This window comes from Micromonospora sp. NRRL B-16802 (assembly GCF_001279555.1).
Classification (GTDB): Bacteria; Actinomycetota; Actinomycetes; order Mycobacteriales; family Micromonosporaceae; genus Micromonospora; species Micromonospora profundi.
The window spans coordinates 15,915-32,413 of record NZ_LGEB01000065.1 but is presented as its reverse complement, the minus strand read 5'-3'; the positions used below and the strand labels follow the sequence as shown (position 1 = coordinate 32,413).

The 16,499-nt window shown below is 69.9% G+C and carries 16 protein-coding genes; 4 read left to right on the top strand and 12 right to left on the bottom strand.

Annotated features, from left to right (window positions below; translation table 11 throughout):
- Positions 1–60 precede the first annotated feature (60 nt).
- Complete coding sequence (locus ADK66_RS18535; protein ID WP_053657031.1) at positions 61–984, top strand: neutral zinc metallopeptidase; 924 nt, start codon at positions 61–63, stop codon at positions 982–984.
- 102 nt (positions 985–1,086) lie between these two features.
- On the opposite strand, the gene ADK66_RS18530 is transcribed toward ADK66_RS18535, so the two are convergent.
- The gene (locus ADK66_RS18530; RefSeq protein WP_053657029.1) at positions 1,087–1,743 is read right to left on the bottom strand and encodes an acVLRF1 family peptidyl-tRNA hydrolase; all 657 of its coding nucleotides are present in this window, start codon (positions 1,741–1,743) and stop codon (positions 1,087–1,089) included.
- A gap of 204 nt (positions 1,744–1,947) precedes the next feature.
- Between ADK66_RS18530 and ADK66_RS18525 the strand changes: the two genes are divergently transcribed.
- A complete protein-coding gene (locus ADK66_RS18525; protein WP_053657027.1) occupies positions 1,948–3,162 on the top strand; it encodes a PQQ-binding-like beta-propeller repeat protein in 1,215 nt (404 codons plus the stop codon).
- Between the two features lie 32 nt (positions 3,163–3,194).
- Here ADK66_RS18525 and ADK66_RS18520 read toward each other — a convergent pair whose 3' ends face one another.
- The 9 genes from ADK66_RS18520 to ADK66_RS18480 all read right to left on the bottom strand — a co-directional run bounded on the left by ADK66_RS18520 (position 3,195) and on the right by ADK66_RS18480 (position 11,074).
- Positions 3,195–3,842 (bottom strand): LysE family transporter, encoded by a 648-nt coding sequence (locus ADK66_RS18520; protein ID WP_053657025.1) that lies wholly within the window; start codon positions 3,840–3,842, stop codon positions 3,195–3,197.
- A gap of 306 nt (positions 3,843–4,148) precedes the next feature.
- Complete coding sequence (locus ADK66_RS18515; RefSeq protein WP_053657023.1) at positions 4,149–4,610, bottom strand: metal-sulfur cluster assembly factor; 462 nt, start codon at positions 4,608–4,610, stop codon at positions 4,149–4,151.
- A 76-nt stretch (positions 4,611–4,686) separates the two neighbouring features.
- On the bottom strand, positions 4,687–5,160 hold the full coding sequence (sufU, locus tag ADK66_RS18510; RefSeq protein ID WP_053657071.1) for a Fe-S cluster assembly sulfur transfer protein SufU: 474 nt from the start codon (positions 5,158–5,160) through the stop codon (positions 4,687–4,689).
- A 2-nt stretch (positions 5,161–5,162) separates the two neighbouring features.
- Positions 5,163–6,467 (bottom strand): cysteine desulfurase, encoded by a 1,305-nt coding sequence (locus tag ADK66_RS18505; RefSeq protein ID WP_053657021.1) that lies wholly within the window; start codon positions 6,465–6,467, stop codon positions 5,163–5,165.
- Positions 6,468–6,487: 20 nt separating this feature from the next.
- Positions 6,488–7,261: a Fe-S cluster assembly ATPase SufC gene (sufC, locus tag ADK66_RS18500; protein ID WP_053657019.1), complete on the bottom strand. Its 774-nt coding sequence runs from the start codon at positions 7,259–7,261 to the stop codon at positions 6,488–6,490.
- Complete coding sequence (locus tag ADK66_RS18495; protein ID WP_053657017.1) at positions 7,261–7,587, bottom strand: non-heme iron oxygenase ferredoxin subunit; 327 nt, start codon at positions 7,585–7,587, stop codon at positions 7,261–7,263. The genes sufC and ADK66_RS18495 overlap by 1 nt, the downstream gene beginning before the upstream one ends.
- The gene (gene sufD / locus ADK66_RS18490; RefSeq protein WP_053657015.1) at positions 7,587–8,738 is read right to left on the bottom strand and encodes a Fe-S cluster assembly protein SufD; all 1,152 of its coding nucleotides are present in this window, start codon (positions 8,736–8,738) and stop codon (positions 7,587–7,589) included. Before sufD ends, ADK66_RS18495 begins: the two co-directional genes overlap by 1 nt.
- A gap of 129 nt (positions 8,739–8,867) precedes the next feature.
- A complete protein-coding gene (sufB, locus tag ADK66_RS18485; RefSeq protein WP_053657013.1) occupies positions 8,868–10,298 on the bottom strand; it encodes a Fe-S cluster assembly protein SufB in 1,431 nt (476 codons plus the stop codon).
- Positions 10,295–11,074, bottom strand: coding sequence for a metalloregulator ArsR/SmtB family transcription factor (locus tag ADK66_RS18480; protein WP_053657011.1), 780 nt, complete (start codon positions 11,072–11,074; stop codon positions 10,295–10,297). Before ADK66_RS18480 ends, sufB begins: the two co-directional genes overlap by 4 nt.
- 98 nt (positions 11,075–11,172) lie before the next feature.
- Between ADK66_RS18480 and ADK66_RS18475 the strand changes: the two genes are divergently transcribed.
- Complete coding sequence (locus ADK66_RS18475; RefSeq protein ID WP_157552643.1) at positions 11,173–12,141, top strand: heme A synthase; 969 nt, start codon at positions 11,173–11,175, stop codon at positions 12,139–12,141.
- A 355-nt stretch (positions 12,142–12,496) separates the two neighbouring features.
- On the opposite strand, the gene ADK66_RS18470 is transcribed toward ADK66_RS18475, so the two are convergent.
- Complete coding sequence (locus ADK66_RS18470; RefSeq protein WP_053657007.1) at positions 12,497–12,832, bottom strand: hypothetical protein; 336 nt, start codon at positions 12,830–12,832, stop codon at positions 12,497–12,499.
- Positions 12,833–13,140: 308 nt separating this feature from the next.
- The gene (locus tag ADK66_RS18465; RefSeq protein WP_053657005.1) at positions 13,141–14,094 is read right to left on the bottom strand and encodes a heme o synthase; all 954 of its coding nucleotides are present in this window, start codon (positions 14,092–14,094) and stop codon (positions 13,141–13,143) included.
- 262 nt (positions 14,095–14,356) lie between these two features.
- Between ADK66_RS18465 and tkt the strand changes: the two genes are divergently transcribed.
- Entirely contained in the window at positions 14,357–16,495 is a 2,139-nt protein-coding gene (gene tkt / locus ADK66_RS18460; RefSeq protein WP_053657002.1) for a transketolase, read from the top strand.
- The last annotated feature ends 4 nt before the right edge of the window (positions 16,496–16,499 follow it).

Here is a 16,499-nt window from a genome sequence, read left to right as displayed (position 1 = left end):
ACAGCCATGAGAGAACGACATCAAAAAGACATTCACCGGCATACGGCGATCGGGGTCAGCATGGAACTCAACGAGCGGGCCGAACTCGACACGTCCCAGGTCAACGACCGGGGACGCGGCGGCGGAGGCGGCGGTGGCCTCGGCATTCCCCTGCCCGGCGGCGGTGGGCGCGGCGGGATCATCGGCATCGTGGTGACCGTCCTGATCGCGCTCCTCGGTGGCGGGTTCGGCCTGAACGCCATGACCAACGGCGACGAGGGCGGCGGTCAGGCCGGCGGCACCGACCTGGAACAGCTGTGCTCGCGTGACAACCCCCAGCGCTTCGACGACGTACGGTGCCGCAACGTGCTCTACGTCAACAGCATCCAGGCGTACTGGCAGAAGGCGTACCCGGAGGTGGGCAACGGGAAGTACGAGCCGACCGACACCAACTTCTTCCAGGCTGCGGTCAACACCGGCTGCGGGCAGGCCGACTCGGGTGTGGGCCCGTTCTACTGCCCGGCCGACCGGCAGGTCTACATCGACCTGAGCTTCTACGACGAGCTGGCCTCCCGGTTCGGCGCCAAGGGTGAGTTCGCCCAGCCCTACGTGCTCGCCCACGAGTACGGCCACCACGTCCAGAACCTGCTCGGCACCAACGAGAAGGCCGGCCGGGGCGACCAGAGCGGCCCCCGCTCCGCCTCCGTACGCCTTGAGTTGCAAGCCGACTGCTACGCCGGAGCCTGGGCCAAGTACGCCACCGAGAGCAAGGACAAGACCGGCCAGGAGCCGCTGTTCAAGTCGATCACGCAGGCCGACATCAGCGAGGCCATGCAGGCCGCCGAGGCGATCGGCGACGACAGCATCCAGGAGCGCTCCGGTGGGCAGGTCAACCCCGACCAGTTCACCCACGGCACCTCCGAGCAGCGGCAGCGCTGGTTCCAGCAGGGCTACGACCGGGGCGACCCGAAGGCCTGCGACACCTTCGGCACCGACCAGCTCTGACGGGTCGACGACGCCGACGCGGGCGTCTCGACGGCCGGGACCGGCCGTCGGGGCGCCCTTTCGCATCACCGGGCTCGGTCTCGCCGCGCAGCCGAAGCCTGGTCAGGCGGGCGGAGCGGGATCCCGGACCAGGATGCGGACCGCCCGGGCGGCCACCACCGAGGCGACAAGCACAGCGTGTCGAGGCTCGGGAACGTCAAGCAACCGCTCGGCCCGCAGCGCGGCCAGCGGAGCCAGGCGCCGGTCGGCGAGGATGCCGTCGACAGTACGCCGATCGCCTCCGGCCACCACGGAGTCGAGCGAGCCGGCCTCCGGCAGCAGCAGCCGTACCGCGAGCTCGACAGCCTCGCCGAGCGCGGCCTTCGCCTGGTTGTCGCGCCGACGGGCGAAGCGGTGCTGGGACCAGCCGCCGGCAGCGGTACGACCCTGCACGTAGCGACTGTCCACCTTGGAGACGACCAGGCCCTCCCCCGCAGCCACGCCCATCGCCACGGCGCTCTTCCGCGCCAGCAACAGCCCGATCCGGCGTGGGGCGGCGGCAGCGGCGAGAAACCCCTGCAGGTCGCCGCCGGGGTCCGCGCCGGGCGGGGCGTGCAGCTCGGCTGTGGCCCCGTCGGGGGCGGTGAGCAGCAGCCCGTACCCCTGGATGGTCGTGGTGGGCGGGCCGTGCCGGTCGGCGAAGCCCTCGACCCAGCGCCCGACGCGGGCCGGGTCGACCTCGACCCAGCGGCCCCCTCCGGCTGCGGGTCGGCTGCTCATGTGCCCGAACCTACGGCACCGCAGTGCCTGCGGCCCGCCCGGCCACCCCATCGCCCGGCCGAGCGCCGTGGTGACGCGCTGGAGGCAGAGCGTCGGCCTGATCCGTCAGCGTCGGGACATTGACTGTCCTTAGTACGCTCCCGCCGACCGATTGCTGTATCGGACCGGCCGGGACCCGTCTTCGAAGTCGAGGTCCTGCCACATGTGCTGCTCACGAGCAACGACGGAAAGCTGTGGGGGCACGACCCGGAGACGGGTGCGGAGCTCTTCACGATCCAGAGGAAGAACGGCCGGGTCTACGTCGGCCCGGACGGCGGCATCTTCGTGCAGAACAACGAGCAGAGCAGGTACTTCGACGCCCAGGGCTCGCTGCTGTGGGAGCGACCGATGCCCTCTCATGGATCCACCACAGACAGGGTCTTTCGCCAGGAAGTGGTCGCCATGGGCACCGGCATCGTCGTGCTGCGCGACTGCCTCCTCCCCGGCCCCGGATGCGCCTACACCGGGTACGGGACCACCGGGGGCGTGGTGTGGACGGTGTCGGGCCACGACGGCAAGCCCGTGATCGGCGCCATGTCCCACCGGAAATCACTCACCACCGACGGCATCACCGTCGCTCCCACAGTCGTCGTGATGCCCGCTCAGGAGAAAGTCTGGGGATCGCGCGTGCCCGGGTCGACAGTGGTAGGCGGGGCCGACGACCAGGTGATCGGCACCACACGCGGCGACGCGAAAGCCGTCATCGGCGACACTGTGGTGCTGGACGTCGGCGACTGCCAGTTCGCCGCCGCCCGGGGAGGTCAGATCCTCTGGACCACCCGGGGCATGCCCTGCGAGGAACGCACGGGCGACCGCACCCACCCCCCGCGCTACTACAAGAGCCGTCTCTACCTGCCGACGTTCACAGACGGCGAGATGACCGGCACCGCCACCGTCAACCTCGACGACGGGCAGTGGCGCATGACCGGCCCGCTCCTGACGGCCAGCTCGGACTACACACTGCCGGCGGCCACGGCAGGCGTGGCTGGCGACGACATCTGGGTCGAGCGGCGCGGTTCGCGACTCACCGCTGTGGACGCCGCCACTGGCAGGGAACTCTGGACCCAAGATGCGCCCGGAAACCTTCCACCTGGCGTCGGGAACGGAACCGTCGTGGTGACCTCCGTACTGAACGCCAGGCTCACCGAACTCGCCGGGCATCCCCTGATCGGCGACAAGCGCACGGCCTACCTCGTCACAGTGCTCGACGCGCGCACCGGGCAGACGACCGCTCGTCTGATCATGACAGCCCGGGTGTGGCCTCCCGAAGGCGTCGGCGTAGCGCCCGGGCGAGCCTTCATCCAGGGCTGGCCGCTGAGCGACGAGGACGACGCCGGCGTCGTGGGCCGGCCGAGCGCGGCTCGACAGGGACCCGACTGACAGGTGCGGGTGACGACAGCGGCGCGGACCGGTCAGCCGGGCAGCATGGCGGCCACCGCCAGCGCGGCGATGAGCGCGCTGGAGACCAGACCGGTGACCAGCCGCCCGCGCGGTCCGGTCAGCGCCCGCCCGACCATCGTGCCGCCGCCCGCGACGAGCAGTTGCCAGCTCGCCGACGCCAGGAACACACCGGTCACGAACAGCGTCGCGTCGATCATGCCCACGTCGGCGGTTCCCGAACGGCCCAGCACCAGCGCGGCGAAGTACAGCACTGTCATCGGGTTCAACAGGGTCAACCCGAGCACCGCCGCGTAGGCCCGCCCCGGAGTGCTCAAACCCCGACCGCTCGGCGAGGACCTGCCCACCACCGGCGCGGACGAATGCTCCGAGCGGTGGGCCGCCCAGGTCCGCCAGAGACCGTGTGCGGCCAGCCCCAACAGGACCACCGCGGCGAGCACCCGCAGCGGGCCGGCGACCGGCGCGATGGCACCCGCCAGGCCGGCGCCGCCGACCACCGCGACCGCCGCGTACAGGCCGTCAGCCGTCGCCACCGCGAGCGCCGCCGCCGCACCGACCCGGAACGAGGTACGGGCACTGAGCCCGAGGATGAGGACGGCGATCGCACCGACCGGGATGGCGACGCCGTAGCCAGCCACCGTGCCGGCCAGGAAGACGCTCACCGACGTCGGTGCCGGACCGAGACGCGTGCCCGCGCCAGCCGCTGTCGCCGCACGGCAGTCGCCGCACGAACAGGGGTCTGGGTCGGGTACGCCTCAATCACAAGCGCATCCTGCATCCCCACCCCACGCCCCTGCCACCGATTTCCCCGGCGACCCGCCCTCACCTGAAGATGTTGGCGGGAAAAGTGCTGCCTGCGGGCTCAGAGGGCAGCACGTTCGGTGCTGGTGCGGCTCTGGAACGCGTCGAGCGCGACGCCCTGGTGGGGCATCGCGCTCGACGGGCAGAGCTGACCGGGTGTGGCCTGCTCAGACGTTGAAGCCGAGGGAACGGAGCTGGTCCCGACCCTCGTCGGTGATCTTGTCCGGCCCCCACGGCGGGAGCCACACCCAGTTGATCCGGATGTCGTTGACCAGGCCGCCGCCCGGGCCGGTGGTAAGCGCCTGCCGGGTCTGGTCCTCGATCACGTCGGTCAGCGGGCACGCCGCCGAGGTGAGCGTCATGTCCAGGGTGGCGACGTTCTCGTCGTCGACGTGCACGCCGTACACCAGGCCGAGGTCGACCACGTTGATGCCCAGCTCGGGGTCGACGACGTCCTTCATCGCCTCCTCGATGTCGGCGATCATGGCCTTGCTGACGCCGGCCGTCGGGGTGGCGGCGTCGCCGGCACCCGGCGTCGCGGCACCGTCGGTCGTCACGGCGTCGGTCTGCGGCGCCGCGGTGGCGTCACCAGCCTCCGGCGTCGCCGCGGTAGCGGTGTTCTCGCTCATGCCGTCCCTCCGCTTCGCTGCGTGATGCCATCCGGCACCACCGCTTTGCACCTGTGATTCCCGCGCTGCCGGTCGCTCACGCCTTCACCTCCGGGCTCGCGCCCACACCGGCGCGTGCCGCAGCGTCCTTGAACGCCATCCACGGCAGCAGCGCGCACTTGACCCGGGCGGGATAGCGGGCAACACCCGCGAAAGCCACCCCGTCACCGAGTACGTCCTCGTCCGGCGTGACCTGACCACGACCGGACATCAACTCGACGAACGCCTCGTGCACCTCGAAAGCTTCCCCGGCGTCCCGGCCGCGCAGCAACTCGTGCAGCACGCTCGCCGAGGCCTGGCTGATCGAGCACCCCATCCCGTCGTACGAGATGTCGTGCAGCACGGCGCCGTCGGTGGCCACCCGGACGGTGACCTCGTCGCCGCAGGTCGGGTTGACGTGGTGCGCCTCCGCGACCCGGTCACCCGCGTCGTCGGCGTCGCGCAGGCCACGCCCGTGCGGATGCTTGTAGTGATCCAGGATGATCTCCTGGTAGAGCTGGTCGAGCTGCACCATCAGTCGAACACCTTCCGCACCTGCTCCAGACCGGCCACCAGAGCGTCGATCTCCTCGGTGGTGGTGTAGAGGTAGAACGAGGCCCGGGTCATCGCCGGTACACCGAACCGGCTGCACACCGGCTTGGCACAGTGGTGGCCCACCCGCACCTGCACGCCGAGCGAGTCGAGCACCTGGCCCACGTCGTGCGGGTGCACGTCACCGAGCGCGAACGAGATGGTGCCGCCCCGGCCGACAGGCACTGTCGGGCCGAAGATCCGCAGGTCGCGCACCGAGCCGAGGGCTTCCAGCGCGTACGCCGTCAGTTCCTTCTCGTGCCACTGGATGGCCTGCATGCCGATCCCGGTCAGGTAGTCCACCGCCGCGCCGAGCGCGACCGCCTCGGCGATCGGCGGGGTGCCCGCCTCGAACCGGGCCGGCGGCGCGGCGAACGTCGACCGGGCCATGGTGACCGTCTCGATCATCGAGCCGCCGCCGAACACCGGCGGCATGGCCGCGAGCAGTTCCCCCCGACCCCAGAGCACACCGATGCCGGTGGGGCCGCACATCTTGTGCCCGGTGAACACGATGTAGTCGGCGTCCAGGTCGACCACGTCGATGGGCAGGTGCGGCACCGACTGCGAGCAGTCCAGCAGCAGCAGGGCGCCCACCTCGCGGACCCGCGCGGTGATCCGGGAGGTGGCGTTGACAGTGCCGAGGATGTTCGACATGTGCACCAGCGAAACGATCTTCGTCCGCTCGGTGACCAGGTCGTCCAGGCCCGACTCGTCGAGCCGGCCCTGGTCGGTGACCGGGAACCAGCGCAGGGTCGCGCCCGTCCGCTCGCAGAGCAGCTGCCACGGAACGATGTTCGAGTGGTGCTCCATCTCGGAGATCACCACCTCGTCGCCGGGACCGAGCCGGAACCGGGGGTCACCGTCGGGGCGCAGCGAGGCGTTGGAGAAGGCGTACGCCACGATGTTGATCGCCTCGGTGGAGTTCTTGGTGAACACCACCTCGTCCGGGCTCGGCGCGTTGATGAACGCGGCGATCTTGGCCCGTGCCCCCTCGTACGCCTCGGTGGCCTCGGTGCCCAGGGTGTGCACCGAGCGCGACACGTTGGCGTTGTGCCGCGCGTAGTGCTCGGCGAGCACGTCGAGCACCTGCCGCGGCTTGTGCGAGGTGTTGGCGCTGTCGAGGTAGACCAGCGGGTGACCGTTGATCTCCCGCTCCAGGATCGGGAAGTCGGCGCGCACCCGGGCCACGTCGAAACGCGGCTCGTCGTCGTACTGCGGCATCCCCTGCGGGATCGCGATGCTGGTCATCTCGGCAGCGCCTCTCTCGGTCAGGCCCGGGCCGTGCCAGCTCCGGCGGCGTACCGCTCGTAGCCCTCGGCTTCGAGCTTGTCGGCAAGCTCCGAGCCGCCCTGCTCGACGATCCGGCCGGCCACGAAGACGTGCACGAAGTCCGGCTTGATGTAGCGCAGGATCCGCGTGTAGTGGGTGATCAGCAGCACGCCGGTGTCGCCGTTGTCGCGGACCCGGTTGACGCCCTCGCTCACCACGCGCAGCGCGTCCACGTCGAGGCCGGAGTCGGTCTCGTCGAGGATCGCGATCTTCGGCTTGAGCAGCTCCAGCTGGACGATCTCGTGCCGCTTCTTCTCACCACCGGAGAAGCCCTCGTTGACGTTGCGCTGGGCGAACGCCGGGTCCATCTGCAGGCGCTCCATGGCGCCGCGCAGCTCGCCGCCCCAGGTACGCAGCTTCGGCGCCTCGCCGTCGATGGCGGTCTTCGCGGTACGCAGGAAGTTGGCCACCGAGACGCCGGGCACCTCGACCGGGTACTGCATGGCCAGGAAGAGGCCGGCGCGCGCCCGCTCGTCGACGGTCATGGCCAGCACGTCCTCGCCGTCGAGCGTGACGGTGCCGCCGGTGATCTCGTACTTCGGGTGACCGGCGATCGAGTACGCCAGGGTGGACTTGCCGGAACCGTTCGGGCCCATGATCGCGTGGGTTTCCCCCGACTTCACGGTCAGGTCGACGCCGGCCAGGATCGGCTTGAGCTCACCCTCGGGCAGCTTGACCGACACCTTCAGGTCGCGGATCTCCAGGGTGCTCATTATCGCGTCACTCCATTACTCGGCGTCAGGCTGAGGTAGATGTCGCCGTCGCGGACTTCGACGGGGTAGACGGGTACGGGTTCGGTGGCCGGCAGGCCGGTGGGCTGCCCGGTGCGCAGGTCGAAGCGGGAGCCGTGCAGCCAGCACTCCAGCGTGCAGCCGTCGACCTCGCCCTCGGACAGCGCGACAGCGGCGTGCGAGCACTCGTCGTACGCGGCGTAGAACTCGCCGTCCTCGCCGTGCACAAGCGCGATCGGGGTGCCGTCGACGTCCGCGCTGATCGCGGTGCCCTTCGGCACGTCCTCAGTCGAACAGATCCGGATCATCAGGCGCCGGCCTTGGTGAGCCGGGCCTCGATGGCGTCACCGAGGCGCTCGCGCAGCGACTCCACAGGGATCTTGTTGATCAGCTCGGCGAAGAAGCCGCGGACCACCAGGCGGCGGGCCTCACCCTCCGGGATGCCCCGGGCCATCAGGTAGAACAGCTGCTCGTCGTCGAAGCGGCCTGTCGCGCTGGCGTGACCGGCACCGGCGATCTCGCCGGTCTCGATCTCCAGATTAGGTACGGAGTCCGCCCGCGCGCCGTCGGTGAGCAGCAGGTTCCGATTGATCTCGTACGTGTCGGTGCCGGTCGCCTCGGCCTGGATGATCACGTCGCCCACCCAGACGGTGTGGGCGTCCGCGCCCTGCAGGGCGCCCCGGTAGCCGACGTAGCTGCGGCAGTCCGGCACGTTGTGGTCGACCAACTGCCGGTGCTCAAGGTGCTGGCCGGAGTCGGCGAAGTAGACGCCGTACAGCTCGGCCTCGCCACCCCGACCGGTGTATTCCACGCTTGTGAACTGCCGGACGAGGTTGCCGCCGAGGGTGACCTGGACGTGCACCACCCGGGCGTCCCGACCCAGCTTGATCTTGAGGTGCTGCGCCTGCACCGCGTCCTCGGCCCAGTCCGCGACGGTGACAAGGGTCAGCTTGGCGCCGTCGGCGACCGTCACCTCGACGTTGTCGGCGAGCGTGACCGAGCCCTCCTGGGAGAACACGACGGTGGCCTCCGCGAACCGGCCCACCTGCACCTGGGTGCGGGCCAGGGACAGCTCCTCGGGAAACGCGCCCAGCAGCCGCACGACCACCGGCTCGGACACGACGGCCTCGGCCGCCACCTCGACCAGCGCGACCCGCGCCGCCCCGCCGTGGGCCAGCGCGCTGACCCGGTCGACCGGCACCAGCACCGACGCGACACTGGCGTCGGACGGCTCGACGAGCCGCACCGACACTCCGGCCGGCAGGTTCGGGTGCTCCACTGTGACGCCCCGACCGGTGGCGGCCGAGGTGTCAGCCGTGGCCAGGCCGCGGAGGCGCTTGAGCGGGGTGAAACGCCACTCCTCCTCCAGGCCGGTGAGGGCCGGGAAGTCGGCGACGTCGTACGAGCGCAGCGCCTGCGACTTGGTGCTGGGCGGTGGCGCGGAAGCCTGGGTAGTCATGTCTTCCTTGGTCTGTTCTGCGATTGATCGGAGGATCGGTCGGGCTGGTCGCGGCACGGTCCGCCCAGCTGAGCTGGCTCGGGCCGGCCGCGTTTCGCCCGACGGGTCGGGCGGGGTCAGCCGGCTGGGTCAGCCGACCGCGCCCTCCATCTGGAGTTCGATCAGACGGTTGAGCTCCAGGGCGTACTCCATCGGGAGCTCCTTGGCGATCGGCTCGATGAAGCCACGCACGATCATGGCCATCGCCTCGTCCTCGCTCAGGCCGCGGCTCATCAGGTAGAAGAGCTGGTCGTCGCTGATCTTGGAGACGGTCGCCTCGTGCCCCATCGACACGTCGTCCTCGCGGATGTCGACGTACGGGTAGGTGTCCGAGCGGGAGATGGTGTCGACAAGCAGCGCGTCGCACTTGACAGTGCTCCGGCTGTGGTGCGAGCCCTCCAGCACCTGCACCAGACCCCGGTACGAGGTGCGGCCGCCGCCCCGGGCGATCGACTTCGAGATGATGTTCGAGGAGGTGTGCGGCGCGGCGTGCACCATCTTGGCGCCCGCGTCCTGGTGCTGGCCCTCGCCGGCCATCGCCACCGAGAGCACCTCGCCCTTGGCGTGCTCGCCGGTCATGTAGACCGCCGGGTACTTCATTGTCACCTTGGAGCCGATGTTGCCGTCGACCCACTCCATCGTCGCGCCCTCGTGGCAGACGGCGCGCTTGGTGACCAGGTTGTAGACGTTGTTCGACCAGTTCTGGATGGTCGTGTAGCGGCAACGCGCGTTCTTCTTGACGATGATCTCCACGACCGCGCTGTGCAGCGAGTCGGAGGAGTAGAGCGGCGCGGTGCAGCCCTCGACGTAGTGCACGTACGCACCCTCGTCGACGATGATCAGCGTCCGCTCGAACTGGCCCATGTTCTCCGTGTTGATCCGGAAGTAGGCCTGCAGCGGGATCTCCACCTGCACACCCTTCGGCACGTAGATGAACGAGCCACCGGACCATACGGAGGTGTTCAACGCGGCGAACTTGTTGTCGCCGACCGGGATCACCGTGCCGAAGTACTCCTTGAAGACGTCCTCGTGCTCGCGCAGCGCGGTGTCGGTGTCCAGGAACAGGACGCCCTGCTCCTCAAGGTCCTCACGGATCTTGTGGTAGACGACCTCGGACTCGTACTGCGCCGCGACACCGGCGACCAGCCGCTGCTTCTCCGCCTCCGGGATGCCGAGCCGGTCGTAGGTGTTCTTGATGTCCTCGGGCAGGTCCTCCCAGCTGGTGGCCTGCTTCTCGGTGGACCGCACGAAGTACTTGATGTTGTCGAAGTCGATGCCGGTGAGGTCCGCGCCCCAGGCCGGCATCGGCTTGCGGCCGAACAGCCGCAGACCCTTCAGGCGCAGGTCGAGCATCCAGGCCGGCTCGTTCTTCTTGGCCGAGATGTCCCGCACCACCGCCTCGTTGATGCCGCGCTGGGCGACCGCCCCGGCGGCGTCCGGGTCGGACCAGCCGTACTCGTAGCGACCCAGGGCGGCGAGCTGCTCTTCCTGCGTCAGGGGCTGGACGATCTGCTCGGTCATCTATCTGTCCTCACAGTGGTGACGGGATTACCGGACTGTGCGCGGCTCGGTTGGGTCGGAATGTGCGTGGTGCACACCCCGTCGCCGTGCGCGATGGTTGCCAGGCGCTGCACGTGGGTGCCGACCAAGCGGGAGATCACCGCGGTCTCGGCCTCGCACAGCTGGGGAAACTCGGCGGCCACGTGCGCCACCGGGCAGTGGTGCTGACAGAGCTGGCCGCCGGAGGCGATCGTGGTCGCGTTGGCAGCGTAACCCTCGGCGGTGAGCGCTCCGGCGAGTGCCTCCGCCCGTGCGAGGGGGTCGTCGCCGGCGTCCTCCATGGCGGCGCGGCACCGCGACTCCAGGGCGGACACCTGCTCCGTGGCGAACGCCTCGACGGCGTTCGAGCCACCGCTGCGGGCGATCCAGCGCAGCGCGGCGGTGGCCATGTTGTCGTAGTGGTGGGTGCCACAGCGGCCCCGGGCCGCGTCGGTCAGCAGGAACACCTTGGCCGGGCGCCCCCGACCGCGGCTGCCCCGCACCGTCTGCTCACGGGCGACGACGTCACCGTCGGCGAGCATCGCGTCCAGGTGTCGGCGGATCGCCGCCGGGCTCAGGCCCAACGCCACGCCGAGCTGTGCGGCGGTGGTGGCGCCCCGCTCCAGCAGCAACTGGGTGACCCGGTCGCGGGTGGAGGTCTCGGTCGCCGCGAGTGCGACAGGCGTGGTCACGACGGACCCGCCGACGGCCGCAGCGGCCATCGGCTGCTGCCCCGAGAGCGCCGCCGCGTTTTTCACAACGCCAACGTTACGTAATTACCCGGAGGGTCGCAAACCCGGGTGCCGGTGATCCGAACCACCGACCCCACCGAGTCGGACGAACCTCGATCACTACGGTGCGTAGGATTTGCGCCGTGAACCGAATCGCCCGTCCGGTCTCCGGCACCCTGCTGCGCCGCCTCGCGCTCGCCTCGATCATCGCGAACGTCGGCATCGTCGTCACCGGCGGGGCCGTCCGTCTGACCGCCTCGGGCCTCGGCTGCCCCACCTGGCCCCGGTGCACCGACACGTCGTACGTCAACACGGCCGAGATGGGCGTACACGGGGTGATCGAGTTCGGCAACCGGATGCTGACCTTCGCGGTGGGCCTCATCGCGCTGGCCACCCTGCTGGCCGTGCTGGCACACCGGCCGCGCCGGCGCGGGCTCCTTCCGCTGGCCGTAGCCGTCTTCCTGGGCATCCCCGCCCAGGCCGTGATCGGTGGCATCACGGTGCTCACCAACCTCAACCCGTGGGTCGTCGGGCTGCACTTCCTCGCCTCGATGGCGGTGATCTCCGCCGCGTACGCCCTCTGGCGGCGGATCGGCGACCCGGACGGCCCCACGGTGCCCGTGGTGCCCACGCCGCTGCGCACCCTTGCCCGGATCACCACAGGCGTCAGCGTCGCCGTGCTCGTCGTCGGCACCTGGGTCACCGGCAGCGGCCCGCACGCCGGCGACCACGGCGCGGCCCGCAACGGGCTCGACCCGGAGTCGATCTCCCAGGTCCACGCCGATGTCGTCTTCCTGCTGATCGGCCTGACGGTGGCGTTGATCTTCGCGTTCCGGGCTGTCGGCGCGGCAGGGGCCACCCGGGCCGCCATCGTCCTGCTGGCGGTGGAGTTGTCCCAGGGCGTCATCGGCTTCGTGCAGTACTTCACCCACGTGCCGGCGCTCCTGGTGGGCGCGCACATGCTCGGCTCCTGCCTGGTGCTGCTGGCCACCCTCTCGATGCAGTGGTCGACACGTGAGCGCCGCCCCGCCGAAGCGCCGAGCCCGTGGGCCGCCGCCCCGGCCGAAGCCGCAGCCGTCCCCGTCACCGCCTGACGGCCCCTCACCGCCGAAACGCCTTCCATCGGCTCACGTTCCTTGATATCGGGGTTTCCGGGTGAGGTGGATGCCCCGGTTTCAAGGAACCCGAGTGGATCTCCCCCGGATCGGCCGGTCTGACCGCTGGCTGTGGGTCGAGTTGCGCTCCCTGTCACCGCCGGACACGCGCAGCTCTCGGCGCACCGCACCCGCCGGCACTGCGTGGCGCACCGCCCTGCCGTCGCACCCGTCAGCACCACCCTGGCGCGCCGCACCCGGCGGGCTTCGGTGCCGGGGGTACGGCTGACGAAAAAGCGACCCGGGGTTTCCCCCGGGTCGACTGTGGTGGTCGGTCAGTTTCAGATTTCTATTTTCAGCGGGCCATCGTGCGTCGGGCCATCGACCGCCAGAGGTCGTTGCTCGGCCGCATCTGGTCCATCAGTTCACGCTCCCAGGCGTTCTCGACGGTGACTCCCGCCTGGGCGCACGCCTCACGAGCCGTGACGGTGTCTTCGGCGAACTGGTCGCCCCACGCACCGTCGGAGCCCACGAGGACGATTCGTGCGCCACGCTTGCCGACGTACTCGATGACCGCCTTCGCGCCGCCGTGCCCGGCGGCGAACGACCTGAGACCCGCAACCAAGCCCTGCGGCGCCTGCTCGCTGGTGGTCTGCTCGGCCGTCAGCGTCGTATCGGAACCATCTGCCATGACGCGAAGCCTAAGCAGAGTTCCACTCGTGCGGGCGAGAACCATGAAGCTTTTGTGATGCCAATTACCTACAGGTTTAAGGAAGAGCACAGGTCAACTGCCCGCTTATATCCGGACTTTTACTGGCGAAACGTCGCGCCAAATCAGTCCTGAGGCGCCACAGGTTGAGCCGATCCGACTCATGCCGAAAGTTACTCTGATGTGACGTTAAACCTGGACAACTCATCCATGGCCATGATTAGTCACTGGATTCCGCTACCGCCGGACCGAACGGGCCACACCCGCGCCGCGCGCGTGATGAGGAAGCGTCAGATCAGGGCGTCGAGTGCGACGGCCACGAAGACGATCGTCAGGTACGTCGTCGACCAGTGGAACAGCCGCATCGGCTTGATCGCCTCGCCCCGGGTCGCCCGACGGCAGAGCCGGTGCGCCTCGACGATGAAGATGGCGCCCACCACGAGGGTCGGCACGCCGTAGATAGCGCTGAGCCCCAGCGGCCAGACGGCCAGGGAGGTGAGCACCGTGAGCCAGGCGAAGATCAGGATCTCGGCGTTCACCCGACGGGTGGACGCCACCACTGGCAGCATCGGGATGCCGGCCCGCGCGTAGTCGTCCTTGTACTTCATCGCGAGGGGGTAGAAGTGCGGCATCTGCCAGAAGAAGACCACCGCGAACAGCCCCCACGCGGCAGGTGCCAGAGAGCCGGTCACCGCCGCCCACCCGATCAGCACCGGAGCCGCCCCGCAGGCGCCACCCCAGAACGTGTTGGTCGGGGTGGAGCGCTTGAGCCACAGGGTGTAGACGACGTCGTAGTAGACGATCGCGGCGAGAGTCAGCGCCGCGGCGAGCAGATTCGTGAACGCCGCCATCAACGCGATCGAGATCGCCGCCAGCACCAGACCGAAGACCAGCGCGCTGCGCGGGGACACCGTGTGCGCCGGCAACGGCCGTCGCTTGGTACGCCGCATCAACTGGTCGATGTCCCGGTCGATGTAGCAGTTGAGCACGCTTGCCGCGCCAGCCGCGAGCGAGCCGCCGATCAACACCACCGCCATCAGCCACAGCGACGGCATGCCGCCCTCGGCGAGCATCATCGCCGGGACGGTCGTGACCAGCAGCAGCTCCACGATCCGCGGCTTGGTGAGCGACACGTACGCCGAGACGACCGCGCGCACGTCCCGCCGGGCCACCGGACGCTCGACCGAGCGCACCGGGGGTTGCCCGGCGGGGTTGCTCGCGGGGCGCTCGGTGATCATGCTCACGGATTGCCACCTTCCGGCATCGGCACGGGGATCGGTTCGGCTGGCCCGCTGCGGGCCTGCACACCGACCCACACACTACGCGTCGTCGTTTTGGCTGCCCGGCCGACCCGACAACGGTGCGGGCCGTCACACCACCGGGGTTGAACGAATCGCGCCGCGCCACGTATTGCACAGCATGCAGAGATCCCCGGGCGGGCGTTTAGGGGCGCTCGATAGGGTCATCAGTGAGGGTTCCGCCCATCTGCCGAGGAGCACAACCATCGTGGCTGCCAACCGACCCGCGCACTCCGAACTCAACTGGTCCGACCTCGATCGCCGGGCTGTCGACACCGTCCGCGTGCTGGCCATGGATGCCGTGGAGAAATCCGGCAACGGTCACCCGGGCACCGCGATGAGCCTGGCACCTGCTGCGTACCTTCTCTTCAACCGGGTGATGCGACACAACCCGGCCGACCCGAACTGGCCCGGCCGCGACCGGTTCGTGCTCTCCGCCGGGCACTCCAGCCTGACCCTCTACATCCAGCTGTTCCTGTCCGGGTACCCGCTGAGCCTTGAGGACCTGAAGTCGCTGCGGCAGTGGGGCTCGCTCACCCCGGGTCACCCCGAGCACGGCCACACGCCCGGCGTGGAGACCACCACCGGTCCGCTCGGGCAGGGCCTCGGCAACGCCGTCGGCATGGCCATGGCGGCCCGCCGCGAACGCGGCCTGTTCGACCCGGAGGCCGAGCCCGGCGCGTCGGTCTTCGACCACGACATCTGGTGCATCGTCTCCGACGGTGACATCGAGGAGGGCATCAGCCACGAGGCCAGCGCCCTGGCCGGGCACCAGCAGCTGGGCAACCTCACGGTGATCTACGACGACAACGAGATCTCGATCGAGGACGACACCCGGATCGCCAAGAGCGAGGACGTGGCCGCCCGCTACGAGGCGTACGGCTGGCACGTGCAGACCGTCGACTGGCGCAGCGGTGACGCCGACCAGGGTGAGTACCACGAGGACGCCGAGGCCCTGCACCGGGCGCTGGTGGCGGCGAAGGCCGAGACCGGGCGCCCCTCCTTCATCGCGCTGCGCACGATCATCGGCTGGCCGGCGCCCAACAAGCAGAACACCGGCAAGATCCACGGCTCGGCGCTCGGTGCCGACGAGGTGAAGGCCACCAAGGAGATCCTCGGCTTCGACGCGGAGCAGACTTTCCAGGTCGACGAGGAGGTGCTCGGCCACGCCCGGCAGGTGATGGGCCGCGGCTCCGACGCCCAGCAGGAGTGGACCACCGCGTTCGACGCCTGGAAGAAGGCCAACCCGGAGCGCGCGGCACTCTACGAGCGGATGGCCGGCCGGGTGCTGCCCGACGGCTGGACCGACGCGCTGCCCACCTTCCCCGCCGACGCCAAGGGCGTGGCCACCCGGGCGGCGTCCGGCAAGGTGCTGGAGGCCCTCGCGCCGGTGCTGCCGGAGCTCTGGGGCGGTTCGGCCGACCTGGCCGAGAGCAACAACACCACGATGAAGGGCGAGCCGTCGTTCATTCCGGCCGCGCACGCCACCAAGGACTTCCCGGGCCACGAGTACGGCCGCACGCTGCACTTCGGCATCCGTGAGCACGCCATGGGCGCGATCCTCAACGGCATCGCCCTGCACGGCGGCACCCGTCCGTACGGCGGCACGTTCCTGGTGTTCAGCGACTACATGCGCCCGTCGGTGCGGCTGGCCGCGTTGATGAAGCTGCCGGTGACGTACGTCTGGACGCACGACTCGATCGGCCTGGGCGAGGACGGCCCGACCCACCAGCCGGTGGAGCACCTGACCGCGCTGCGCGCCATCCCCGGCCTGGACGTGGTCCGCCCGGCGGACGCCAACGAGACCGCCTGGGCGTGGCGGATGGCGCTTGAGCACACCGACCGGCCGACCGCCCTGGCGCTGAGCCGCCAGCCGCTGCCGACCCTGGACCGCGACGTCCTGGGCAGCGTGGACGGCGTGGCCAAGGGCGGCTACGTGCTGGCCGAGGCGTCCAACGGCAAGCCGCAGGTGATCATCGTCGGCACCGGTTCCGAGGTGCAGCTCTGCCTGACCGCCCGGGAGCGGCTGGAGGCCGACGGCACCCCCACCCGGGTCGTGTCGATGCCCTGCCAGGAGTGGTTCTACGAGCAGGATGAGGCCTACCGGGAGTCGGTCCTCCCCCGCGGGGTAAAGGCACGGGTGAGCGTGGAGGCGGGCATCGCCATGTCCTGGCGCGGCGTCGTCGGTGACCTCGGCGAGAGCGTCAGCCTGGAGCACTACGGCGCGAGCGCCCCGCACACCGTGCTCTTCGAGCAATTCGGGTTCACCCCCGACCGGATCGTGGCGGCGGCTCACGCCTCGCTGGCCCGGGTGGGCGACATCACCGGTTTCACGACCGGCAACTGAGGGA

Coding starts and splice junctions, on each gene's coding strand:
- ADK66_RS18535 (WP_053657031.1), top strand. CDS start 61: ATGGAACTCAACGAGCGGGCCGAACTCGACACGTCCCAGGTCAACGAC.
- ADK66_RS18530 (WP_053657029.1), bottom strand. CDS start 1,743: ATGAGCAGCCGACCCGCAGCCGGAGGGGGCCGCTGGGTCGAGGTCGAC.
- ADK66_RS18515 (WP_053657023.1), bottom strand. CDS start 4,610: ATGAGCGAGAACACCGCTACCGCGGCGACGCCGGAGGCTGGTGACGCC.
- ADK66_RS18505 (WP_053657021.1), bottom strand. CDS start 6,467: ATGACCAGCATCGCGATCCCGCAGGGGATGCCGCAGTACGACGACGAG.
- sufC (WP_053657019.1), bottom strand. CDS start 7,261: ATGAGCACCCTGGAGATCCGCGACCTGAAGGTGTCGGTCAAGCTGCCC.
- ADK66_RS18495 (WP_053657017.1), bottom strand. CDS start 7,587: ATGATCCGGATCTGTTCGACTGAGGACGTGCCGAAGGGCACCGCGATC.
- sufD (WP_053657015.1), bottom strand. CDS start 8,738: ATGACTACCCAGGCTTCCGCGCCACCGCCCAGCACCAAGTCGCAGGCG.
- sufB (WP_053657013.1), bottom strand. CDS start 10,298: ATGACCGAGCAGATCGTCCAGCCCCTGACGCAGGAAGAGCAGCTCGCC.
- ADK66_RS18470 (WP_053657007.1), bottom strand. CDS start 12,832: ATGGCAGATGGTTCCGATACGACGCTGACGGCCGAGCAGACCACCAGC.